This is a genomic window from Actinocorallia herbida (assembly GCF_003751225.1).
Taxonomy (GTDB): Bacteria; Actinomycetota; Actinomycetes; order Streptosporangiales; family Streptosporangiaceae; genus Actinocorallia; species Actinocorallia herbida.
Window position 1 is genome coordinate 4,337,604 of the sequence record NZ_RJKE01000001.1, and the last position, 20,846, is coordinate 4,358,449.

At 73.2% G+C, this 20,846-nt stretch carries 22 protein-coding genes; 13 read left to right on the forward strand and 9 right to left on the reverse strand.

All coding sequences use genetic code 11. From position 1 onward, the window contains the following. Positions 1-50: 50 nt before the first annotated feature. The gene (locus EDD29_RS20050; RefSeq protein ID WP_123665887.1) at positions 51-278 is read right to left on the reverse strand and encodes a DUF2630 family protein; all 228 of its coding nucleotides are present in this window, start codon (positions 276-278) and stop codon (positions 51-53) included. A gap of 149 nt (positions 279-427) precedes the next feature. Here EDD29_RS20050 and EDD29_RS20055 point away from each other — a divergent pair, with 149 nt between their 5' ends. Further along, the gene (locus EDD29_RS20055; RefSeq protein ID WP_246052867.1) at positions 428-859 is read left to right on the forward strand and encodes a VOC family protein; all 432 of its coding nucleotides are present in this window, start codon (positions 428-430) and stop codon (positions 857-859) included. A 119-nt stretch (positions 860-978) separates the two neighbouring features. Further along, positions 979-1,281: a hypothetical protein gene (locus EDD29_RS20060; protein WP_246052868.1), complete on the forward strand. Its 303-nt coding sequence runs from the start codon at positions 979-981 to the stop codon at positions 1,279-1,281. A gap of 184 nt (positions 1,282-1,465) precedes the next feature. Here the strand turns inward: EDD29_RS20060 and EDD29_RS20065 are convergent, their stop codons facing one another. Beyond that, complete coding sequence (locus tag EDD29_RS20065) at positions 1,466-3,049, reverse strand: ABC transporter permease (RefSeq protein WP_123665889.1); 1,584 nt, start codon at positions 3,047-3,049, stop codon at positions 1,466-1,468. After that, on the reverse strand, positions 3,046-3,951 hold the full coding sequence (locus tag EDD29_RS20070; protein WP_123665890.1) for an ABC transporter ATP-binding protein: 906 nt from the start codon (positions 3,949-3,951) through the stop codon (positions 3,046-3,048). Before EDD29_RS20070 ends, EDD29_RS20065 begins: the two co-directional genes overlap by 4 nt. Positions 3,952-4,012: 61 nt before the next feature. On the opposite strand from EDD29_RS20070, the gene EDD29_RS20075 reads away from it, so the two are divergent. Beyond that, positions 4,013-4,489 carry a GbsR/MarR family transcriptional regulator gene (locus tag EDD29_RS20075; RefSeq protein WP_123665891.1) on the forward strand — a complete coding sequence of 159 codons (477 nt, stop codon included), beginning with the start codon at positions 4,013-4,015 and terminating at the stop codon, positions 4,487-4,489. 70 nt (positions 4,490-4,559) lie between these two features. Here the strand turns inward: EDD29_RS20075 and EDD29_RS20080 are convergent, their stop codons facing one another. From EDD29_RS20080 to EDD29_RS20090, 3 genes are all read right to left on the reverse strand, one after another. Continuing rightward, a complete protein-coding gene (locus tag EDD29_RS20080) occupies positions 4,560-5,828 on the reverse strand; it encodes an SGNH/GDSL hydrolase family protein (protein ID WP_123665892.1) in 1,269 nt (422 codons plus the stop codon). Positions 5,829-5,970: 142 nt separating this feature from the next. Then, positions 5,971-6,621, reverse strand: coding sequence for a response regulator transcription factor (locus tag EDD29_RS20085; RefSeq protein ID WP_123670580.1), 651 nt, complete (start codon positions 6,619-6,621; stop codon positions 5,971-5,973). Further along, entirely contained in the window at positions 6,618-8,717 is a 2,100-nt protein-coding gene (locus EDD29_RS20090) for a sensor histidine kinase (protein WP_123665893.1), read from the reverse strand. Before EDD29_RS20090 ends, EDD29_RS20085 begins: the two co-directional genes overlap by 4 nt. A gap of 184 nt (positions 8,718-8,901) precedes the next feature. Here EDD29_RS20090 and EDD29_RS20095 point away from each other — a divergent pair, with 184 nt between their 5' ends. Together EDD29_RS20095 and EDD29_RS45530 are read left to right on the forward strand one after the other, a co-directional pair. Next, entirely contained in the window at positions 8,902-9,546 is a 645-nt protein-coding gene (locus EDD29_RS20095) for a hypothetical protein (protein WP_123665894.1), read from the forward strand. Then, complete coding sequence (locus tag EDD29_RS45530) at positions 9,543-9,680, forward strand: hypothetical protein (protein WP_170201478.1); 138 nt, start codon at positions 9,543-9,545, stop codon at positions 9,678-9,680. The genes EDD29_RS20095 and EDD29_RS45530 overlap by 4 nt, the downstream gene beginning before the upstream one ends. 15 nt (positions 9,681-9,695) lie before the next feature. Here the strand turns inward: EDD29_RS45530 and EDD29_RS20100 are convergent, their stop codons facing one another. Further along, positions 9,696-11,351, reverse strand: coding sequence for a collagen-binding domain-containing protein (locus tag EDD29_RS20100; RefSeq protein ID WP_148086027.1), 1,656 nt, complete (start codon positions 11,349-11,351; stop codon positions 9,696-9,698). 64 nt (positions 11,352-11,415) lie between these two features. Continuing rightward, a complete protein-coding gene (locus tag EDD29_RS20105; RefSeq protein WP_246052870.1) occupies positions 11,416-12,048 on the reverse strand; it encodes a helix-turn-helix domain-containing protein in 633 nt (210 codons plus the stop codon). Positions 12,049-12,207: 159 nt separating this feature from the next. Here EDD29_RS20105 and EDD29_RS20110 point away from each other — a divergent pair, with 159 nt between their 5' ends. The 7 genes from EDD29_RS20110 (at position 12,208) to EDD29_RS20135 (ending at position 18,594) form a co-directional block, all read left to right on the forward strand. Further along, entirely contained in the window at positions 12,208-13,491 is a 1,284-nt protein-coding gene (locus tag EDD29_RS20110) for an acyl-CoA dehydrogenase family protein (protein ID WP_123665897.1), read from the forward strand. An 11-nt stretch (positions 13,492-13,502) separates the two neighbouring features. Then, a complete protein-coding gene (locus tag EDD29_RS20115; protein ID WP_211359806.1) occupies positions 13,503-14,537 on the forward strand; it encodes a phosphotransferase family protein in 1,035 nt (344 codons plus the stop codon). Between the two features lie 234 nt (positions 14,538-14,771). Beyond that, positions 14,772-17,165: a sensor histidine kinase gene (locus EDD29_RS20120; RefSeq protein ID WP_123665898.1), complete on the forward strand. Its 2,394-nt coding sequence runs from the start codon at positions 14,772-14,774 to the stop codon at positions 17,163-17,165. After that, positions 17,162-17,338 carry a roadblock/LC7 domain-containing protein gene (locus tag EDD29_RS47000; protein ID WP_246053757.1) on the forward strand — a complete coding sequence of 59 codons (177 nt, stop codon included), beginning with the start codon at positions 17,162-17,164 and terminating at the stop codon, positions 17,336-17,338. The genes EDD29_RS20120 and EDD29_RS47000 overlap by 4 nt, the downstream gene beginning before the upstream one ends. Continuing rightward, positions 17,335-17,583, forward strand: a complete 249-nt coding sequence (locus EDD29_RS47005) for a roadblock/LC7 domain-containing protein (protein ID WP_246053426.1) — start codon at positions 17,335-17,337, stop codon at positions 17,581-17,583. Before EDD29_RS47000 ends, EDD29_RS47005 begins: the two co-directional genes overlap by 4 nt. Then, the gene (locus tag EDD29_RS20130; RefSeq protein ID WP_246052872.1) at positions 17,580-18,044 is read left to right on the forward strand and encodes a DUF742 domain-containing protein; all 465 of its coding nucleotides are present in this window, start codon (positions 17,580-17,582) and stop codon (positions 18,042-18,044) included. The genes EDD29_RS47005 and EDD29_RS20130 overlap by 4 nt, the downstream gene beginning before the upstream one ends. Beyond that, on the forward strand, positions 18,028-18,594 hold the full coding sequence (locus EDD29_RS20135; protein WP_123665899.1) for a GTP-binding protein: 567 nt from the start codon (positions 18,028-18,030) through the stop codon (positions 18,592-18,594). The genes EDD29_RS20130 and EDD29_RS20135 overlap by 17 nt, the downstream gene beginning before the upstream one ends. A 64-nt stretch (positions 18,595-18,658) precedes the next feature. Here the strand turns inward: EDD29_RS20135 and EDD29_RS20140 are convergent, their stop codons facing one another. Then, on the reverse strand, positions 18,659-19,810 hold the full coding sequence (locus EDD29_RS20140) for a CaiB/BaiF CoA transferase family protein (RefSeq protein ID WP_123665900.1): 1,152 nt from the start codon (positions 19,808-19,810) through the stop codon (positions 18,659-18,661). A 117-nt stretch (positions 19,811-19,927) separates the two neighbouring features. Between EDD29_RS20140 and EDD29_RS20145 the strand changes: the two genes are divergently transcribed. Beyond that, positions 19,928-20,845 carry a LysR family transcriptional regulator gene (locus tag EDD29_RS20145; protein WP_123665901.1) on the forward strand — a complete coding sequence of 306 codons (918 nt, stop codon included), beginning with the start codon at positions 19,928-19,930 and terminating at the stop codon, positions 20,843-20,845. The last annotated feature ends 1 nt before the right edge of the window (position 20,846 follow it).

The window sequence follows — 20,846 nt, forward strand, 5'->3', positions numbered from 1 at the left end:
GGGCTCCCAAGAGCCCGCCACCAGGCGCGATCAGCACGACCCGCGCCGGCTCACTGCTGGTAGCCCTCGACCTCGCCGACGGGACGGGAGTGCGCCTCCCCCGGATTGGCGCCGTACTCGCGGGCGGCACGGCGCTGGCGCAGCAGGTCCCAGCAGACGTCGAGCTCCTCCTCGATCGCCTTGACGCGTGCGGCGTGCCCGGGCTCGGCGGAGGTCCGCAGCTCGTGCTCCTCGTCGATCATGCGCTTGATCCGGTCCAGGATCTGCTCGTCACTCATGTGCGCAGCATTCCCAATAGCCCCGAATCCAGACATCGCACTCGCCCGGAAACCCTTGTTCCACCGAGTCTTCAGTCCTTTCCCGGGTCTCGCACCCTTCGGAGCCGCCGCCCCAGCGCCTTTACGCAGTAAGGTTACTCTTGGCCACGGTGGGGAAGGGCGCACTGATGAACTGGACCCTCGAAGTCGTCATCGTGCCCGTGTCCGACGTCGCCCGCGCCAAGGAGTTCTACGCCGGGAGGCTCGGCTGGCACATCGACCACGAGACCCCGCTCCCCGACGGCCGGCTGATGCTCCAGCTCACCCCGCCCGGCTCCGGCTGCTCCATCGTCATCGCCCAGGGCCTCACCGACATGCCCCCCGGCGCCCTCCAGGGCCTCCAGCTCGTCGTCAACGACCTACGCGCCGCCCACGCGGAACTCCTCGGCAACGGGGTCGAGACCAGCGACATCGTGGTCCTCGGTCCCCATGGGCAGCGCCCCTCCGACCTCGGCGACGACCTCGACAACGTCGGGTTCCTCTTCTTCACCGACCCCGACGGCAACGCCTGGGCCGTCCAGCAGATCACCGCCCGCGCCTAGCCGGCCCCGGCCTCCTCGCCTGGCTGCTGGAGCGCTGGAACGCCTGGAGCGACAACGGCGGCGACGTCGAGTCCGTCTTCACCGCGGGCGACCTGCTCACCCACGCCACGATCTACTGGGTGAACAACTCCATCGCCACGTCGAGGCGCTACTACGCCAACGCCGACCGCTACCCCTGGGCACCCTCCCACGATCGCGCCCGGGTCGTGCAGGCCCCGGTCGGCCTCACCTTCGTCGCGTACGAGAATCCTCGCGGCGTCCGCACCGCCGACGAGCGCGTCCGGGCGTTCGAGCGCGGCCCGCAGGCCGCTTGGTTCGACCACGTCAACGCCCACGACCACGGCGGCCACTTGATCCCCTGGGAGTACCCCGACGCCTGGACGAGCGACCTGCGCCGCGCCTTCCACGGCCGCAGGCCCTGAAGGACCCGGCGCGCCACCCGGAAGACCCTGCGGAGCATGCCGCTCAGCAGGGTCTTCCGGGTATCGAGGTCCTCTTCGAGGCGCACTGATCGTCCTCGGCGGTGCGCAGGCCGCCGACCCCGCCCAGCTTCGCATTCCGCGCTCGGGCTTCTCGAAGGCCGGGATCCGCGTGGTCCCTCCCGTGTCAGGGCGTGAGGTCGCGGCGGCGCCAGGTGGTGAGGCCCGCCGCCGCCAGGGCGGCGGCGAGGACGAGGAGGACCGTGACGGGGAGCGGCTCGATCTCGCCGCCCGGCAGGGCCGGGGCGTGCGCGAAGGGGGAGAGGTCCAGGACCCAGGCGGGCAGGTCGAGGATGGGGGCGACCAGGGTCAGCAGGATGCAGGCGCCGAAGAGGCCCCAGGCGGCGTAGGCCTGGCGGGGCAGGGCGCCGAACAGCAGGAGCGCCGCGCCGCCGACGACCCAGGCGGGCGGGGCCTGCACGGCCCCTGCCGCGGCGAGCCTGCCGATCTGGCCCAGGTCGTCCGAGGCGAGGCCGTAGACGACGCCGCAGGCGAGACCGCCGACGGTCAGGAGCACGAGTGTTCCGGCGAGGGCGATCACGGTGTGCCCGGCGGCCCACCGGATCCGGTTCAGGCCCGTGGCCAGGAGCGGTTCGAGCCGCCCGCCGCTCTCCTCGCCGCGCATCCGCAGCACGCTCTGCACGGTGAAGACCGTGGCGATGAGCGCGAGCATGCCGAACGTCACCGCGAGGAACGCGTCGGTGAACGCGCCCTCCCCGCCCAGGGTCGCGAAGATCTCCTGAGTCGCGGTGCTCTCGCCGACCAGGTCCGCGACGCTCGGCGCGATCCCGCCGATGACGCCTCCGTAGACGGTGAACGCGGCGAGCCAGCCGAAGAACGAGCCGCGCTGCAGCCGCCACGCCAGCGCGGCGGAGCCGGAGAGGCTCCCGGCGGCCGGGCCGAGGCGCGGCGGGAAGATCCCCGCGCCGACGTCGCGGCGGTCGGCGAGGGCGAAGGCCGCGGCGAGCAGGGCGGCGGCCAGCACGAGCGACAACCCCGCGACCCACCACCGCTCGTCGGCGAACGGGCGCAGCAGCGACGCCCAGCCGAGCGGTGACAGCCAGCTCAGCCAGGCCGCGTCCGCGGTGTCCCCTGCCGCGCGCAGCAGGTAGACCCCGCCGAGGACGGCGAAGGCGATGCCACGGGCGGTGCGGGTGCTCTCGCTGAGCTGGGCGGTCACCGCTGCGACGCCGGTGAACACCAGGCCGGAGGCGAACCAGGCGAGCGCGAACGCCGCGGAGCCCGCCACGGCCATGCCGGTCCCGGTGAGGCCGAGGAACGTGGTGAGGGAGAGCACCGCGCCTGCGGTGAGGGACGTGAGCACGCCCGAGGTCAGCGGCGCCCGCCGCCCGACGGCGGTCGCGCCGACCAGCTCCAGACGGCCTTCCTCCTCCTCGGCGCGGGTGTGCCGGATGACCAGCAGCACGCTCATCACCGCGACGAGCACCGCGCCGATGACGCCGTTGCGCCAGGCGACCAGGCCGCCGACGGTCTCGGCGCCGACCGGCCCGTACAGCGCGACGGTGGCGGCGTTGCCCTTGACGCCCGCGGCGAAGACGTGCAGCTCCGCGGGGGTCCCGTACAGGGTGGCGAAGCTGCTCGCGGTCCCGGCCGCGGTGGCCGTGAGGGCGAGGACCCACAGCGGGATCATGACGCGGTCGCGGCGGAGCCACAGACGCAGCAGCGGGGCGGTGCCCGCGAGCGCGCTCATGCCCGGGCCCCGGCCGTCTCGGCGGTCTCATAATGCCGCAGGAACAGCTCCTCCAGCGTCGGCGGGCGGCTGTCGAGGCCGCGCACGCCGAGCGGGACGAGGGCGGTGAGGAGGTCGCCGAGCCGGTCGGTGTCGACCTGGCAGTGCAGCCTGGTGCCCTCTACGACGAGGTCGTGCACGCCGGGCAGGGCCTCCAGCCCCTCCGGCGGCGAGGCGAGATCGGCCTCGACGGACGTGCGGGTCAGATGGCGCAGGGACGTGAGGGTCCCGGTCTCGACGGCCTTGCCCGACCGGATGATGGTGACCCGGTCGCACAGCCGCTCCACCTCCGACAGGATGTGACTCGACAGCAGGACCGTGCGCCCGGCGTCGCGGGCTTCGCGGACGCACTCCTGGAAGACCTCCTCCATCAGCGGGTCGAGGCCGGAGGTCGGCTCGTCGAGGATGAGGAGTTCGGCGTCGGAGGCGAACGCGGCGACCAGGGCGACCTTCTGTCGGTTGCCCTTGGAGTAGGCGCGGCCCTTCTTGCGGGGGTCGAGTTCGAACCTGTCGAGCAGCGCCGCGCGCTTGGCCGGGTCGGCTCCCCCGCGCAGCCTGCCGAGCAGGTCGATGGTCTCCCCGCCGGAAAGGTGCGGCCACAGGGTGACCTCACCGGGCACGTAGGCGAGCCTGCGGTGCAGGCGGGTGGCGTCCTTCCACGGGTCGCCGCCGAGCAGGCGGGCGGTGCCGCCGTCGGTGCGCAGGAGGCCCAGGAGGGCGCGGATGGTCGTGGACTTCCCTGAGCCGTTCGGGCCGAGGAAGCCGTGGACCTCGCCCGGGCGGACGGCAAGGTCGAGGCCGTCCAGGGCCCGGGTGGGGCCGAAGTCCTTGACGAGGCCGGAGACCTCGATGACATCGCTCATGACGAATAAGCTACACAGCTTTCACTAACTTGTGAACGTTCTGAAGGCGTAAAATAGGCCTATGGAACAACGGGATGACTCGGCGGTCAGGGACTTTGTCGAGCGGATGGCACTGATGTGGGCGGACTGGGGATTCCCCAAGATGGCCGCCCGCGTGCTCATGACCTTCATGGCCTCCGACGCCGAGTCGCTCACCGCGGCCCAGCTGCGCGAAGCGCTCGACGCGAGCGCCGGCGCCATCTCCGGCGCGGTCCGCTACCTCATCCAGATCAGGATGCTGCAGCGCCACCCGCTGCCGGGCTCCCGTGAGCACGCCTACAGCCTGCACGAGGACACCTGGTACGAGGCGACGGCCAAGAGCGGCTTCTACACGGCGCTGGCCGGCCTGACCGAGGAGGGCGTGAAGGCCACCGGCCCCGACAGCCCCGGCGGCCGCCGCCTCATCGAGATGCGTGATTTCTTCGCCTTCCTCGACAGGGAGATGGGCGCCCTGATCGAGCGCTGGCACGCCCAGCAGGACACCGCCGAAGGCCCCTGAGACCCGGCGCCCAGGGAAAGCCGGGACCCGGCCGCGCGTCAGGCGTCGGCCGGGTCCGGGGTGGAGCGGGTCAGGACAGGGTGAGCGCCCCCGTCGTGGCGTTGCGCACGCACTTGACGGTCCGGGCGGCCGAGGCGACCGCGCCGCCCAGGCACTGGCCGAGGACGGCGTGGCCCGCGGCGCTGGGGTGCCAGGACTCCTGGCAGGTCTGGTAGTAGGTCACGCAGGCGGTGGCGATGCGCTGGATGTCGATCTTGTCGAACCCGTCGAGGGTGGTGAGGAACGTGCCGGTGGGCCCGTCCTGGAGCCGGATCGGGCTGGCGAGGGCGTTGGCGGGGCTGCCGTTCTTCTCGCACAGACGGGCGCCGTCGAAGGCCTGCTGGACGTTCAGGTACTGGAGGTCTGCCGCCGGGAACTCGGACCGCAGGGCGGTGAAGGAGGACTCGACGAGCCCGCCCAGCCGGGTGGAGAAGACGTGGCCGGGTGCCAGGCTCGCGCGGTGGATCGGGCAGCCCGCCTCGTAGCGCTCCGAGCCGAGGGCGCGGAACTTGTCGCGGGTGTCGTCGCGCTCGTCGCCGACCGCGTCCGCCTCGGTCAGGTAGTCGCTCGCGACGTCGAACGGCAGCGGGTTGGTGTAGTCCTGGAACACGACGCGGTGCCGGCCGTCGGTGTCGATCTCGTCCAAGGTGGTCAGCAGACTGCGCAGGGCCGTGGTGGTCTCGGTGGTGGCGGCGGCGATCTCGGCCGTGGTCGCCAGGTCGTCGTTGGTGCAGGGCTCCTGCTCGACGGGGCCGTTGATGTAGGCCCAGAACTCCCACCAGCCGGTCCAGGCGTCGGCGGCGAACCGGGTGGCGCAGCCGATGGCGACGTCGCCGAAGGTGAAGGAGCTGTTGTTCGACCCGAGGCCGACGAGGACGACGTCGATGTCGTTGGTCAGGGCGAGCGCGCGCAGCTGGGTCAGCTGCGCGGTGACGTTGCGGCCCTTCTCGCGCGCGATCGAGTTCGTGGCGATGTCGGCGGGCTTGCCGCCGGAGCACGCGATGTTGAAGCGGTTCTGGATGCCCGGCAGCGTCGCCTTGAAGATCGAGGCGTTGGCCGACCTGTGGCAGAAGAACGCGTTGGAGTTGGCCGCCGACCAGCCGGGGAAGCCCTGCGAGACGCCCTGGACGTCGGTGACGTTCTGGTAGCTTCCCGCGCCCTCGCCGCTGATGAAACTGTCCCCCACCGCCACCGCGGCCGTCGGCAGGACCGCGGAGGCGCCAGCCCCCGGCACCGCACTGACCAGACCCGCCGCCAGGACGACGGCCGCCCCGGCGATGAGTTTACGGAACACGGACACCGCAATTCACCCACAATCCCTGTAGGAAATCTATACAAACGGGATTGATCGAAACATGAGGGAAGTTCACCGTCAAGATCTCGGCCGGATCAGATCCCGCCGGAGATCGCCGGCGGGCGCCTTTACGCAGTAAGGTTCCGCGTCAGCGGCCGAACCCCGCCTGGCGCGCCCGCACGATGGCCTGCGCGCGATCGGCGACCTGGAGCTTGGCGAAGATCGCCGAGACGTTGTTGCGCACCGTCTTGGGCGACAGGAACAGCCGCTCGGCGATCTGCGGGTTGGCCAGTCCCGCCGCGATCAGCTGGAGCACCTCCCGTTCCCGCACCGTGAGCTGCGGGAACGGCTCCTCCTCCGGGGGCCGGGACCCCGCGAGCAGCGCGAAGTACCGGCTGATGCGGGCGGCGAGCGCCGGACCGAAGATCACCTCGCCGTGCGCTACCGAGGTGATCGCGCGGAGGATCTCGTCCTGGTCCGCGCCCTTCACCAGGTAGCCGCGCGCCCCCGCGAGCATCGCCGCGAAGACGCTCTCGTCGTCGTCGTGCATGGTGAGCGCGAGCACCGCGGGTCCGTCCGCCGCCGCGGCGAGGCGGCGCGTCGCCTCGATCCCGTCGAGGACGGGCATCTGCAGGTCCATCACCACGACGTCCGGGGCGAGTTCGGCGGCGAGCGCCAGCGCCTCTGCCCCGTCCCGCGCCGTGCCGACGACCTGCACCTCGCCCGTCGTGGTCAGCATCAGGCGCAGGCCGTCGCGGTAGACCGGGTGGTCGTCGGCGATCAGCACCCGCGGGGTCACGCCGCGCCGCCGACCGGGATGACCGCGCTCACCAGGGTGCCGCCGCCCGGCCGCGGCGCGATCGCGCACCTGCCGCCCAGCTCCTCGGCCCGCTCGCGCATCGCCACGAGGCCCACCCCCACCAGCGCGCGGTCGGGTACTCCCCTGCCGTCGTCGCTGACCTCCACCCGCACCTTGCCCTCCTCCGACTCCAGCCTTACCGTGCAGCGCTCGGCGCCCGAGTGCCGCGCGACGTTGCTCATCGCCTCCCCCGCGATCCGGAACAGCGCGACCTCCACCGCCGCGGGCAGCTCACCGAGGTCCCCCTCGGCGACCACGCCGATCGCCAGCGCTCCCCCGGTGAAGCGGGCCGCCTGCTGCTCGATCGCGCCGACCAGGCCGAACTGGTCGAGCGCGGGCGGGCGCAGGTCGTGCACCAGGCGCCGCACGTCGGCGAGGACCGACATGAGGTCGCCGCCCACCTCGCCGAGGGTCCGGTCGGCCGCCGCGGTGTCGCGCCTGGCGAGGTTGCGCGCCGCCTGGATCTTCAGGCCCGCCGCGGCGAGGGCGGGGCCGAGCCCGTCGTGCAGGTCCCGGCGCAGCCTGCGCCGCTCCTCTGCGATCCCCTTCACCAGTTCCTCGCGGCTGCGCTGCAGCTCCTCGGTGAGCGCCGTGGCGCGCGCGGCGGCCGCGGCCTGCCGCACCACGTCGGCGAGCAGCCGCTGGTCGGCGTCCGACAGCGGGGATCCCGGCCGCGGCACCAGCGTCAGCCGCCCGATCGGCACGTCCCGGTAGGCGAACGGCAGGACGACCGCGCCCGGCCGCGGCCCTCCCTCCTCGACCACCACCGTGGTGCCGTCGGGGCGATCCAGCTCGACCCTGACGTACGGGGACCGGAACGCCGCCCCGACGCCCCGGGCCGTCGCCTCGAGGAGTTCGTCCGGCCCCGGGGACTCCTCGAGGCGCCGCGCCAGCGCCGAGACCACGTCGTAGGGCTCCGCCCGCCCGGTGAGGAGCCGCCGGACCAGCAGCTGGAGCCGCACCCGCAGCGGCGCGTACAGCACCGCGACGACGGCCGCCGCGAGCACCCCGGCGACCCTGTCCTGCACCAGGGCGCCGACGCCGACGAACACCGCGAGATCGATCCCGACGACCGCGGCCGCGAGCGCCCCGTACAGCAGCGTCCAGCTGATGAGCAGGTCGACGTCGTACAGCCGGTAGCGGGTCACCGCGATGAGCACCGCGCCCGCCAGCAGCGCGTTCTCCATCACGAAGACCCCGTCGACGAAGACGCTGAACCCGTCGTGCCCGTCGTAGGGGAAGTGGATCTGGAGCAGCATCGTGCCGACCATCGAGGCGACCACGAAGGCCCCGGCGAGGAGCATCCAGCGCAGCTGGGCGCGCAGTTCCGCATCCGCGCCGCGGAACCGCCCCGCGAACACCGCGATGCCGCCGAGCAGCGACGCGGTGGCGACGGCGAGGAACACCGGCGAGCCGTAGGAGTGCCAGAGCGCGTCGGGCACGAACGGGGGCGTGAGCAGGTCGAGGTCGTAGCGGCCCAGGTCGGGCCCCGGTGGGTCCTGCTCGGTGTAGATCGCCCACGGCAGCATCAGGATCAGCCCGACCGCGCCGACCATCGCGACCAGCGAGGCCGCGCCGGGGAAGCGGGTCCGGCCGCGCGGCAGGCGCCCGGTCGGGAAGAGCACGAGCAGCGCGGGGACCCCGATGTGGATGATCGGCCCGAACCTGCCCCCGGTGAACAGCGCGAGGCCGGTCAGCGGCAGGTCGCCGCCCTGCGCGACGAGCGAGTACTTGGCGTACTCGGCGCCGAACGCGGCGAGGACGGAGCTGCCGCCCGCCAGGACGAGCAGCCAGCCGATCCACAGCCGCGGCAGCCGCAGCACCAGCAGCACCCCGGGCAGCACGAGGGCGAGGCCGGAGCCCGCCGAACTCCAGTACCCCCAGTCCAGCGCCCACGGAATCGGACCCGGCGGCCTCGTCTCCGACAGCCACGCCGAGGCCGCGGACGCGGCGAGCGAGCCGGCCGCGGCGAGCACGGCCGCGGCGCGCAGCGCCCGGTCCGCCGTGCTCGGCGCCGGGAGGTCCTCGGGAGGCATGGGCCCAGCGTCCCATTCCCGACGGCCCGCGCTCGCGGGAGCGGTGTCCCGTCCTGCCAGGGACAACGGCCGCCGCGGCGTCCCTCCGAAGCGGGACGGACACGGCGGCTCCGCTCCCTGGCCGCCCGGGACCGCCCTGCCCGACCGTGGAGCGCGAAGACGGGATCCGCGGAAGGAGCCGAGCATGCCCATCTGGGTCGAGCGCAGCGAGGTCTACCCGCTGCCGGAACCGCCGGACCGGGGCGCGGTCGTCGCCGCCCCGGTCACCGGACTGCTCCTGGCCGCGGGCCCCCTGATGGCGACGGTGGGCCGGACCCACGAGCCCGAAGGAGGCGGCGTCACCTACGTGGAGTACTTGACCCGGCTGCCCTACCTCGCCGCGCTCCTCGCGCTGTGCGTCCTGGCCGCGCGGAGCGGCGCGGCCGGGCCGCGCCTGGGCCGCCGGATCGCGTGGGCGGCGCTCGGACCCCTGGTCGGCGCGCTGGGCGCGACCTTCGCGATCATGCTCGTCGGCCTCGCCATGGACACCGAGGACCGGCCCGAGTGGCTCGCGGGCACCCGGCCGGTCTGGCTCGCGGCGCAGGCCGGCGTGCTCGCCGTCGGCCTCGCGATCGCCCGGACGGGCCGCTGGCACGGCCCCGCCCGCTGGCTCCCGCTCGCCGGTGCCCTCTCCCTGCCGGTCGAGCCCATAGGCCGCGTCCTCGCCCTGGAGGACGCCGCCGCGTGGCTCCTGGCGGCGTGGGCGGGCGCGACCTACACGGTCCTCGGCGTCATCCTCCTCATCAGACCGCCCGCCACCACCGTGCCGAGCGACCGCGATGGGCCATGAGATCGGAGCGCGCCCTCGGCCGGGCGCTCACCGTCATCGAGTCCGGCAGCGGCCTGTCGGCCGGCATCGCGGGAATCGGCCGCTCGATGCGGCAGGGCCGCGCGTCCCCGGTGCGGATGCGCGGCCCTGCGTGAGGTGCCCTGAGGGAGTCACTGAGGCGGGCGTGACAGGTGCCAGTGGTTCGGGTCCTCGGGCACGCCGTTCCCGCCCGGGTTGCAGTGCGCGCCCGGGCGTGGCCGGCCGGACGGGTGGTGCTCGCCGGACGGGTACGGCCGGTCGCGGTCCCAGACCCACACCTCCAGGCACTCGCTGCCGCCCGGCCAGGTGACGACGTTGTGGATCTCCCCCTCGGCCGTCGCCCGGACCGTGTAGGAGATGGTGACGCTCTCACCCGGGTCCAGGTCGCCGTTCCAGGTGAGCAGGGGCGAGTCGAAGGTCAGCTCGGGCAGGGACGCCGTCGGGGTGCCGACGACGGAGGCGAACTGGAGCAGGTCGGACAGGTCATCGGTCAGGGTCTCCGCGCGGGTCTGGTCGGTGACGTTCCGCGCGGTGATGGTGAAGTCGATGATGTCCCCGACGTCGGCGTGCGTCCGGTCCGCCCGCTTCTCGACGACCAGGCCGCCGTCCGCGATCGGCACGGTCGTCGGCGTGGGCGTCACCGTGGGGGTGGGCGTCGTCACCGTCGGGCTCGGACTCGGGCTCGCCCCGCAGTCGAGGGTCGCCGCGAACGGGAAGTAGTGGAACTCGCCGCCGTTGGCCGTGGCCGAACCGTGCGTGAGCTCCGCGACGACGATGTCGCCCTCGATGTTGGAGGAGTCGAGGTCGGTCAGGTGCGCGTTCGGCGCGTACAGGGTGCCCTCAAGGCTGTCGGCGCCGCTCTCCGGCATGGTGATGGAGGTGGCGGTCGGGAAGTTCCAGAGGATGTAGGGCGCCTGCGGGCCCGCGATGTTGTCGGTGTTGACCGGCCAGGTGAACGTGTCGCCCACCCCGGTGGTGTCGACGTTGACCAGCAGCGGCGTGTCCGCCGACGGCACCGGGGAGTAGGTGATGCTCGCGATGTTCGCCAGGTTCTCGGCGGTGATGTTCAGGACGTTGGTGACGCCCTCGGTCAGTTCGATCCTGAGGTTGCTCTGCGTGGGCACCGTGTCCTGGTCGGGGAGCGGGTCCCCCGCGGTGTCGCGCAGGATCACGGTGTTCTCGCACTCGGCGAGTTCGGCGGACCTGGCGCGGAACTCCCCGAACAGGGCGGCGAAGTCCAGGCCCGTGGCCGCGCTGACGGAGGCGACCGGCTGCCGCGTCGTCAGCTCCACGTGCGGGGTGGCGTCGTACCCGGCGCCGTCGGGCACCTCCCGGGTGTCCCGCAGCGCGTTGTTGGCGTCGGTGACGAGGACGTCCCCGTTGGAGACGTCGCCGACCTTCAGGTACCCGTTGTCCAGGACCCGCACGACACCACCGGCGACGCTGTCCGCGAAGTTCACCCGGCCCCCGACGACCAGGGCCGTCGCCGCGGCGTCCCCGGGGAACGTGAACCCGCCTCTCCCCTCGTTGCCGACGTTGTAGGTCCCCCCGATCGACAGGTTCCCGCCGATCGCCATCGTCGCCTCGTTCTCGTTGCCGGTGACGCGGGCGTTCCCCTCGACGACGACGTTGAAGCCCCGGGCGTCGGCCATCGGGTCGACGGGCGCGTAGGGCACGGCGCCCGGGGACTCGCCGACGGCGCCGACGGCGATCCCACCGACCGCTGCGGCGAGCGCGCCCGCGATGGCGATGCCCAGCACGCCGCGGACGGTGTAGTTGATCTTCATCGTCCGATGATCACGCAGCGCGACCTTCCGGGCAACCACCGTGATCACGGCACGCCGGTACGGGTCAGGACCTGGGCCGTTCCGCGGTGAGCCTGGCGGTCTCCGCCGACGGCGACGCCTGGAGCAGCGCGGCCACGAGGTCGACGGTGTGGCTGGTGAACAGCCGCGCGTCGGCGCTCGGCGCGGCCTGGGCGCGCCGAGCCAGCTCGGTGATGGTGAACCGGTAGGTGACGAAGCGGCGGTGCAGCTGGAGTGAGGTCTCGTCCAGCAGCGGCGTCAGCAGCGCGCGCCACCGGAACAGGCTGTTGGCGGGGTCCTCCATCGCGGCCGGGTCGATCCAGGGGCGCGGGCGGTTGGCGAGGTCGGCGAGCAGCCGCAGATAGGACGGCCCGCCGGCGGGGTCGGCGAGCTTGGCCGCGAGCGGGCGGACCAGCGCCCCGGCCAGCGCGCGCACGTCGGGCGCCCCCGCCGCCTCGTAAGCGTCCAGGAGGATGTGCCGCCCCGCCTCCACGCCGGGCGTGTGCTTGGCGAGGACGGCCCGGACGAGCCCGTCGCGGTCGCCGAAGTGGTAGTGCAGCGCCGTCGCGTTGCGCGCGCCCGAGCTGCGCACTATCTCGCGGAGGCTGACCGCGTCGACGCCCTGCGCGGCGAACAGCTCCTCCGCTGCGGTGATGAGCCGTTCCCGGGTGCCTTCCACAGGCCCACTCCCATGCGTCCGCATTGACCATTAATACGGACGTATTATACGTTCGCGGCGCAGTGTCTTCCGCCCCAGGAGCCGGACGCTCGCGAACCCCGGTCACGCCGGGGCGCCCGGCCCCTTGGGCTCAGTGCTCCCCACCCCCAGGAGGCGCCCATGTGGGACTTCTCGACCGACCCCGAGTTCCAGCAGAAACTCGACTGGATGGACGCGTTCATCCGCGACGAGGTCGAACCCCTCGAACTCGTCTGGGGCGGCAAGGTCCACCAAGGGCTCAAGGGCGACCTGCGCCCGATCATCGAGCCGCTCAAGGACAAGGTGAAGGAACAGGGCCTGTGGGCCTGCCACCTCGGCGCCGAACTCGGCGGCCAGGGATACGGCCAGCTCAAGCTCGCCCTGATGAACGAGCTGATCGGCCGCTCCCACCTCGCCTCGTTCGTCTTCGGCTGCCAGGCCCCCGACACCGGCAACGCCGAGATCATCGCCATGTTCGGCACCGAGGACCAGAAGAAGCGCTACCTCGAGCCCCTGCTGGACGGCCGCTGCTTCAGCGCCTTCTCCATGACGGAGCAGACCGGCGGCGCCGACCCCCGCACGTTCAAGTGCGCCGCGTTCCCCGACGGCGACGGCTGGATCATCCGCGGAGAGAAGTACTTCACTTCCAACGCCGACATCGCCGACTTCCTCATCGTCATGGCGGTCACCGACCCCGACGCCGACCCGCGCAGGCGCATGTCGATGTTCCTCGTGCCGACCGACACGCCCGGCATCGAGATCCTGCGCAACGTCGCCACCATGGGCGAGCGGTCCGGCCAGGGCCACCACGCGCACATCCGCTACAACGACGTCAAGGTCGGCGGCGACGCGCTGCTCGGCGAGCGCGGCGGGGCCTTCGCGGTCTCCCAGGCCAGGCTCGGCGGCGGGCGCATCCACCACGCGATGCGCACGGTCGCCGCGGTCAACCTCGCCTTCGACATGATGTGCGAGCGGGCCCTGTCCCGCGAGGTCTACGGTGGCCGGCCGCTGGCCTCCAAGCAGCTCGTGCAGGCGACGATCGCCGACTGCCACATCCAGATCCAGCAGTTCCGGCTGATGATCCTGCACACCGCGTGGCTCATCGACCAGTCCTCCACCAAGGACGCCCGCACCCAGATCGCGATGTGCAAGGTCGCGGCCGCGCGCGTCTTCCACGACGTCGTCTACAAGGCGATGCACCTGCACGGCGCGCTGGGCGTCTCCAGCGACACCCCGCTGGCCCGGCTCTGGCAGCAGGCGCCTTTGATGGGCATCATGGACGGGCCCACCGAGGTGCACCAGAGCTCGATAGCGCGGCGCCTGCTCGCCGACCACGAGCCTTCCCCGACCGAATGGCCGACCCAGTACCTGCCCCACCGGCGCGAAGCCGCAAGGGCCAAGTACGCCGGTCCGGCCCCGACCTGAGGCAGCCGCCCATGACCACCCCGCCGGAAGCCGTCGACCTCGCCGTACTCGCCTCCTGGATGGACGAGAAGGGCCTGCCCCTCGGGCCCATCGAGGACATCAAGGAGCTGGGCGGCGGCACCCAGAACATCCTGCTGCGGTTCCGGCGGGGCGGCACCACGTACGTGCTGCGCCGCGGGCCGCGGCACCTGCGCCCGCGCACCAACGACGTGCTGCGCCGCGAGGCGCGCGTCCTCACCGCCCTGGACGGCACCGGCGTGCCCGCGCCGCGGATCATCGCGGTCTGCGGGAACGAGAACGTCATGGGCGGCGCGGTCTTCTACCTGATGACGCCCGTCGACGGGTTCAACGCGACCACGTACCTGCCCGACCTCCACGCCGGTGACGCCTCGGTGCGGCACCGGATGGGCCTCGAGGCCGTCGTCGCGCTGTCGAAGCTCGGCGCGGTCGACCACGAGGCCGTCGGGCTGGCCGACTACGGCTCGCCCGAGGGGTTCCTGGAACGCCAGGTGCCACGCTGGATGAGCGAGCTCGAGGGCTACGGCAAGCTCGACGGCTACCCGGGGCCGGAGATCCCGGGTCTGGAGCACGTCGCGTCCTGGCTGGAGGACCACCGGCCGTCCGAGTGGCGGCCGGGCGTCATGCACGGCGACTACCACCTGGCGAACCTGATGTTCTCACCGACCGGGCCCCAGGTGGCGGCGATCGTCGACTGGGAGATGTCGACCATCGGCGACCCGCTGCTCGACCTCGGCTGGCTGCTGGCGACCTGGCCGGTCGGCGACGCGGTCTCGATCGCCGGTCCGCTCGGCGCGGCGGGCGGCCTGGCCACCCGGGACGAGCTGATCGCCGCCTACGCGGAGCGCAGCACCAGGAACCTCGACGCCGTCGACTGGTACGAGGTGCTCGCCTGCTTCAAGCTCGGCATCGTCCTGGAGGGCACGCATGCCCGCGCCTGCGCGGGCAAGGCCCCCAAGGACACCGGCGACCTCCTGCACGCGATGACCCTCGGCCTGTTCGAGCGGGCCCGCGGCATCACCGGCTGAGCACCGGCACGGCGCGCCGCGCCCGGTTCGTCGACCGGGCGCGGCGAACGTCGGCGTCCGGCGCGGCGGCCCGCGCCAACGCATGTTCTGCCGCGCCCTGTGCCCGCCTGGGTGATCTCACGCGGGCGCCGCGGGACCGTGACGCGACGTGCACGGCTGCCACACGGTCAGGCAGCACCCGGGAAATACGGGGCGCCTAGCTTCCGGCGTCATGAACGCAACCTGGGAACGGCGATGAGCGCGCGGAGGCGCGCGGCGACCGCACCGGCCTCGGACGGAGAGGCACCCGCGCCCGTCCCGAACGCCACGGAGGCCCGGCGGCGCGGGCGCCGGGGGCCGCGCACCGTCCGCGCGCGGATCGCGACGGTGCTCGCGGTGCCGACGCTGCTCTTCGTGGGCGTGGCGGGCTTCGGGGTGCTCGGCCAGCCGGCGGTCCTGCGGGACGCCGCAGCGACCGCGCGCAACATAGCGCTGGTGCTGTCCGCGCAGGACCTCGACCACGCGCTCCAGCGCGAACGAGGCCTGAGCGTGGGGCTCATCGGCGGCGAGCGCGGCTACCGCGCCGATCTCGCGCGGGCCCGCACCGGGTCCGACGCGGCGAGGTCGGCACTGGAGGACCTGCTCACCGAAACCGGCTCGGCCGAAGCCGCCCGGATCCGCGCGGCCCTCACCCCGTCGGCGGAGTTCGCCGCCCAGCGCGGCGCCGTCGACGCGGTTCGCACCACCAAGGCGGAGGTCTTCGCCTTCTACACCTCCGCGATCGCCACGCTCGACGAGGCGGCGTTCGCCGGTGGCGCCGGGCAGGACCACCCGCGGCTCCGCACCGGGCTCGCCGCACTGCGCGCGCTCAGCGCGGGCAAGGAGGCCACCGGGCAGGAGCGCGGCGCGCTCAACGGCGTGTTCGCGACGGGGCGGTTCGGCGAAGGAGAGTACGCACAGGTCGCGGAGATCCGTGCACGGCGGATCGCCGGTTTCGCGGAGTTCACCAGGCTGGCCGAGCCCGCGTGGGCGCAGCGGTTCGCCTCGGCGCAGCACGCCCAGCAGGGCGCCGCGATGCTGGCGTTCGAGCAGCGGGCTCTCGCCGACCCCACCGCGCGCCTGCGGATCCGCCCAGAGAACTGGTGGAACTCCGCGACCGGGTTCATCGACGCGCTCTACGAGGTGCAGCGGCAGGTCGCCGGGGACGTCCGGGCATGGGCCGCCGAGGTCGAGGCCGACGCGCGCATCGCCCTCCTGCGCTACGGCGGCGGCGTGCTCGCGGTCCTGCTCATGGCCGTGGCCCTCGGGCTGACCACGTTCCGGTCGATCATCCGGCCGCTGCGGCTGCTGACCACCGAGGCGCACGGCGCGGCCGAGCAGCGGCTGCCCGCGGCGGTCGCGGGAATCCAGGCGGCGGACGACCCGGACGCCGTCGTGCTGGCGCACTCCCGGGCCCTGCGCGGCCGGCGCGCGGCGGAACCGACCGAACTGGCTGAGTTCACCGAGATCACCGCGGCCCTCGACCACCTCCAAGAGACCGCGGTGCGGCTCGCGGTCGAGCAGGCCGTGATGCGCCGCAACACCGCCGAGTCGCTGGCCGACCTGGGCCGCCGCAACCAGAACCTGGTACGCCGCCAGCTCGGCTTCATCTCCACCCTGGAGAAGGAGGAGGCCGATCCCAACCAGCTCGCGAACCTCTTCGAACTGGACCACCTTGCCACCCGGATGCGCCGCAACGCCGAGTCGCTGCTCGTCCTCGTCGGGGAGCACAGTCCACGCCGCTGGACCGGCGCGGTCCCCGTCGGAGACGTCCTGCGGTCGGCGTTCGCAGAGGTCGAGGACTACCGGCGGGTCCTGCTGCGCCGCGTCGACGACGGCCTCGTGCGCGGCACGATCGCCGCGGAGCTCTCCCACCTCCTCGCCGAGCTGGTGGAGAACGCCCTGTCCTTCTCCCCGCCCGACCAGGAGGTCGAGGTGTCGGCCCGGGTGACGGGCGCGGAGTACCAGATCGCGATCGTCGACCAGGGCATCGGCATGTCGCCCGAGGCACTCGCCGAGGCCAACGCCCGGCTGGCCGGGCGGCGGAGCTTCCTCATGCGGCCGACGCGCGATCTCGGCCACTACGTGGTCGGCAGGCTGGCCGACCGGCTGGGCGTCCGGGTCTGGCTGCACGAGTCGCCGCTCAACGGGGTCACCGCCCGGATCGTGCTGCCCGGCGCTCTGCTGGGCGGGCCCGAGCCGCAGGCCGGGCCGGTGCCCGAGCCCGTGGCGGTCGGCGCGGGCTCCGCCGCGGACCTCGCCGTGGCGTCCCGGCCCGCGGTGCCGACGGGCCAGACGGCTCCGGCCGGGCGGACCGCGGGCGGCCTGGCCAAACGACCTCCCCGCTCCCCCGGCGGGCACCGGCGCCGGGCCGCGCCGGAGCAGCCGAGCGGGCAGGCACCCGCGGCGGCCGACCGGACTCCCGGCGAGGTCCAGTCGATGCTCAACGGCCTGCGGTCGGGCTTCCGGCGGGCCGAGCCGGACCGTGCCACGGAGCCCGGCGCGGGACGGCGCATCCCGGCAGAGCACGACGAGGCAGGCCAAGGCTCAGCAGAGCGCCACAGGAACGCTCCCGGCCACCCGGGTTCGGAAAGGAGAGCTGGACGATGACGCAGACGGCATCGGAGGTGCAGTCCTTCACCTGGCTGCTCGCCAACTTCGTACGTGCCACCGACGGCGTCGCCGACGCGGTCGCCGTCTCCTCCGACGGGCTGCTCATGGCCCGCTCCGCGGGGCTGGACCGCAAGGGTCGGAGCGGCTGTCCGCGATCGTCTCCGGACTGACGAGCCTCGCCCGCAGCGCGTCCCACGAGTACGGGTTCGAGGGCATGCGGCTGGTGATGGTGGAGATGCGGCGCGGCTTCCTGCTCGTGTCGTCCATCTCGGACGGCAGCTGTCTGGGCGTCGTGGCGACCGCCGACTGCGACCTCGGCCTGGTCGGCCACGAGATCGCCCTGTTGTGCGAGCGGTTCGGCGGGCTGCTCACCCCGCAGATCGTCGCCCGGCTCAAGCACGAGGCGCTCCGATGAGCGGGCGCGACGAGAACGGGCCGCGGCTGCCCGATCCGCGCATGATCGAGATCCGGGAGGAGCGGCGCCGCCCCGTCCTGCCCGGGACGCCGACCGTGCCGGTGCCGCGGGACGGCGCCGAGGAGGAGTCCGGCTCCTTCGTCCGGCCGTTCATCGTGACGGGCGGGCGGACCCGTCCGGTGGACGAGCGCCTGCGGGTGGAGACCCTGGTCAGCGCGGCGCCCGCCGCACTGTCCGCGCCGCTGACGTTCGAGCGGCGCCGCATCGTCGAGCTGTGCCAGCGGCCCGTCTCGGTGGCCGAGGTCGCCGGGCGGCTCCGCGTCCCGATCGGGGTGGCGCGGGTGCTGATCGCCGATCTGGTGTCCGAACGGCTGGCCACCGTCCATGACCGGGCGGACCCGCAGGACCTGCGGTCCAGGGAACTGCTGGAAAGGATCCGTGAAGGTGTCCGCGCCCTCTGAACCGTCGCCGCTGTCGGCGAAGATCATCATCTCGGGCGGATTCGGGGTCGGGAAGACCACGTTCGTCGGCGCCATCTCCGAGATCGAGCCGCTCACCACCGAGGCCGCCATGACCGACGCGTCGGCGGGCATCGACGACACGACGGGCGTCGAACGCAAAACGACGACCACCGTGGCGTTCGACTTCGGCCGCGTCACCCTGGACCGTTCCCTGGTGCTGTACCTGTTCGGCACGCCCGGACAGGAGCGGTTCGCCTTCCTGTGGGACGACCTCATCGAAGGGGCGATCGGCGCCGTCGTGCTGGTCGACACCCGCAGGATCGACCAGTGCTACCCGTCCCTGGACTTCTTCGAGGACATGGGCGTCCCCTTCGCCGTCGGCGTCAACCGGTTCCCCGACGCCGAGCACTTCGAGGTCGAGGAGGTACGCGAGGCGCTCGGGCTGCCCGGCCACGTGCCCCTGGTCGCCTGTGACGCGCGGCGCCGCGACTCGGTGAAGGAGGTCGTCATCGCCCTGCTCGACAGCGCCATCACCGCGGGTGCCCACTGACCCCCTGCGCGCGGGCAGGGAGCCGTGGGGACGGGCGCGCGGCGCCCGTCCCCACGCGCCTTCGTCAGTCGTTGAGCCAGGTCAGCACGTCGTCGCGGTCGCCGTCGAGCTGCGGCGCGCGGGCGTGCTCGCGCGGGCCGAACGAGGCGAACCGGGCGGGCGTGCGCAGCGTGCGGACGTCCCGGCCCTCGGCGCCGCCGAACTCCAGGGCGAGTTCCGCGGCGGCGAACTGGTCGGAGTCCGCGGCCTGCCCGGTGTCGCGGACCTCGCCGGTGGTGAGGCGCGCCGCGTCGAAGCGGGCGACCCACTCGGCGGTCGGCCGGGTCTTGAGGATCGACTGGAGGATCGGCACCAGCGTCTCCCGGTGCATCACCCTGTCGCGCATGGACGCGAAAGCCGGGTCCTCCAGGCGGGAGTCGTCGAACACCGCCAGAGCCGCCTTCCAGTGGTGCGGCATGTAGGCGGCGAGGACGAGAGAGCCGTCGGCGGTCTCGTAGACGCCCGCGGGGGCGGTGACCGCAGGGAAGTTGCCGGTACGGCGGGCCGTCCAGCCCATCATCAGGTAGTCGGTGAAGTCGTGCGCGTGCAGGTGGCAGCCGACGTCGAACAGCGACACCCGGACGATCTCGCCCTTGCCGTGCCGGGTCCTGCCGAGGAGCGCCGCGAGGATCCCCTGCGCGGCGACATGGCCGGTGGACACGTCGATGGGGACCGCGCCGAGCTTGGTGGGCGGGCCGTCGGGCTCACCGGTGATCGACATCCAGCCGGTCTCGCCCTGGAGCGACATGTCGACGCCGCCACGCTCGGCGTTCGGGCCCCGCTCGCCGTACCCGGTGATGGACGCGTAGACCAGGCGCGGGTTCCGCTCCGTCATCGCCTCGGCGCCGAGCCCGAGCCGGTCCATGACGCCGACGCGGGAGGACTCCAGGAGCACGTCCGCCCTGTCGACGAGTTCGAGCGCGCGGGCCCGGTCCGCCTCGTCCGTCAGGTTGAGGACGATGGACTCCTTGTCCCGGTTGTAGGTCTCGAACATGCCGCCGAGGTAGCCGCGCTTGGGGTTCGGCCCGAGCTGGCGGGCCGCGTCGCCCTGCGGCGGCTCGATCTTGATCACGCGGGCGCCGAGATCGGCGAGGATCATCGCGGCGAGGGGGCCCGCGACGACCTGCGTGAAGTCCAGGACCAGGAAGCCCTCCAACGGCCTGCCGCCTGCGCTCATGGGGCGTCCTCCTCGTGCGTGGGGTGGGGTGTGTGGGACGAGTCCAGCGCCTCTGGGGGTCCCGCGTCCAATACGGGTTCGGGGCCGACCTATAGCGATCTCGTATACCCTCAGGTCATGGCGTCAGAGGCCGGTCTCCAGCTCAGCCTTTCGCGGGTCACGTGCTTCCTCGCGGTGGCCGAGCACGGCTCGTTCATCGAGGCGGCCGAGCACCTGCGGCTCGCCCAGCCGTGGGTGTCCACCCAGGTCCGCCACCTCGAACGGGATCTCGGGGTGCGCCTGTTCGACCGCGCCCGCCGGCGCATCCGCCTCACCGACGAGGGCGCCCGCCTCCTGCCCGCCGCGCGGCGCCTCGTCGAGGCGGCCCGCGACCTCGCCGCCGAGGCCCAGGTCGTGCGGCGCAGCCAGGACGGCCTCCGCATCGGCGCGCCCTTCTACACCACGCGCTATCCGGGAAGGCGCCGTGTCGTCTCGAGGTTCATGGCCGCGCACCCCGGCATCCCCGTCCACCTCGACTACCACTGGACGCCGCGCCTCCTCGACCTGCTCCGCGACGGGTCGCTCGATCTCGCCTTCGCCTCCGAACCCTTCGACGCCACCGGCCTGCGCACCTACGTCGTCGACACCCTCGTCCAGGCCGTCTCCGCCCCCGACGGCCACCCCCTGGCCTCGGACTCCGGCCCCCTCACCCTGGCCGACCTCGCCGGCCACTCCGTCGCCACCTTCGACCGCGCCCTCAACCCCGCCCTCTACGACGCCCGGTACGCCGCCCTCCGTGACGCCGGAGCCCTCCTCGTCACCGGCCCCGAAGCCATGCCGGACGCCCTCAGCTCGTTCGCCACCGAACGCGGCCTCCTCACCTACGGCGAGTTCCCCGCCCCCCTCCGCACCCGCTACCGCGGCACCGTCATCCGCCCCCTCACCCCCGCCCCCTCCCCGACCTCCCTCCGCCTCGTCATGCTCCCCCGTTCCCCCAACCCCTCGACCCACCTCTTCTGGACCGAGGCCACCGGCCAGGACGCGCCGGACGCCTGAC

Excerpts from the sequence above, each read along its gene's own strand:
- EDD29_RS20110 (WP_123665897.1), top strand. The coding sequence starts at position 12,208 with ATGTGGGACTTCTCGACCGACCCCGAGTTCCAGCAGAAACTCGACTGG.
- EDD29_RS20050 (WP_123665887.1), bottom strand. The coding sequence starts at position 278 with ATGAGTGACGAGCAGATCCTGGACCGGATCAAGCGCATGATCGACGAG.
- EDD29_RS20065 (WP_123665889.1), bottom strand. The coding sequence starts at position 3,049 with ATGAGCGCGCTCGCGGGCACCGCCCCGCTGCTGCGTCTGTGGCTCCGC.
- EDD29_RS20115 (WP_211359806.1), top strand. The coding sequence starts at position 13,503 with ATGACCACCCCGCCGGAAGCCGTCGACCTCGCCGTACTCGCCTCCTGG.
- EDD29_RS20075 (WP_123665891.1), top strand. The coding sequence starts at position 4,013 with ATGGAACAACGGGATGACTCGGCGGTCAGGGACTTTGTCGAGCGGATG.
- EDD29_RS20090 (WP_123665893.1), bottom strand. The coding sequence starts at position 8,717 with ATGCCTCCCGAGGACCTCCCGGCGCCGAGCACGGCGGACCGGGCGCTG.
- EDD29_RS20145 (WP_123665901.1), top strand. The coding sequence starts at position 19,928 with ATGGCGTCAGAGGCCGGTCTCCAGCTCAGCCTTTCGCGGGTCACGTGC.
- EDD29_RS20120 (WP_123665898.1), top strand. The coding sequence starts at position 14,772 with ATGAGCGCGCGGAGGCGCGCGGCGACCGCACCGGCCTCGGACGGAGAG.
- EDD29_RS20100 (WP_148086027.1), bottom strand. The coding sequence starts at position 11,351 with ATGAAGATCAACTACACCGTCCGCGGCGTGCTGGGCATCGCCATCGCG.
- EDD29_RS20140 (WP_123665900.1), bottom strand. The coding sequence starts at position 19,810 with ATGAGCGCAGGCGGCAGGCCGTTGGAGGGCTTCCTGGTCCTGGACTTC.
- EDD29_RS20095 (WP_123665894.1), top strand. The coding sequence starts at position 8,902 with ATGCCCATCTGGGTCGAGCGCAGCGAGGTCTACCCGCTGCCGGAACCG.
- EDD29_RS20130 (WP_246052872.1), top strand. The coding sequence starts at position 17,580 with ATGAGCGGGCGCGACGAGAACGGGCCGCGGCTGCCCGATCCGCGCATG.
- EDD29_RS47000 (WP_246053757.1), top strand. The coding sequence starts at position 17,162 with ATGACGCAGACGGCATCGGAGGTGCAGTCCTTCACCTGGCTGCTCGCC.
- EDD29_RS45530 (WP_170201478.1), top strand. The coding sequence starts at position 9,543 with ATGAGATCGGAGCGCGCCCTCGGCCGGGCGCTCACCGTCATCGAGTCC.
- EDD29_RS20070 (WP_123665890.1), bottom strand. The coding sequence starts at position 3,951 with ATGAGCGATGTCATCGAGGTCTCCGGCCTCGTCAAGGACTTCGGCCCC.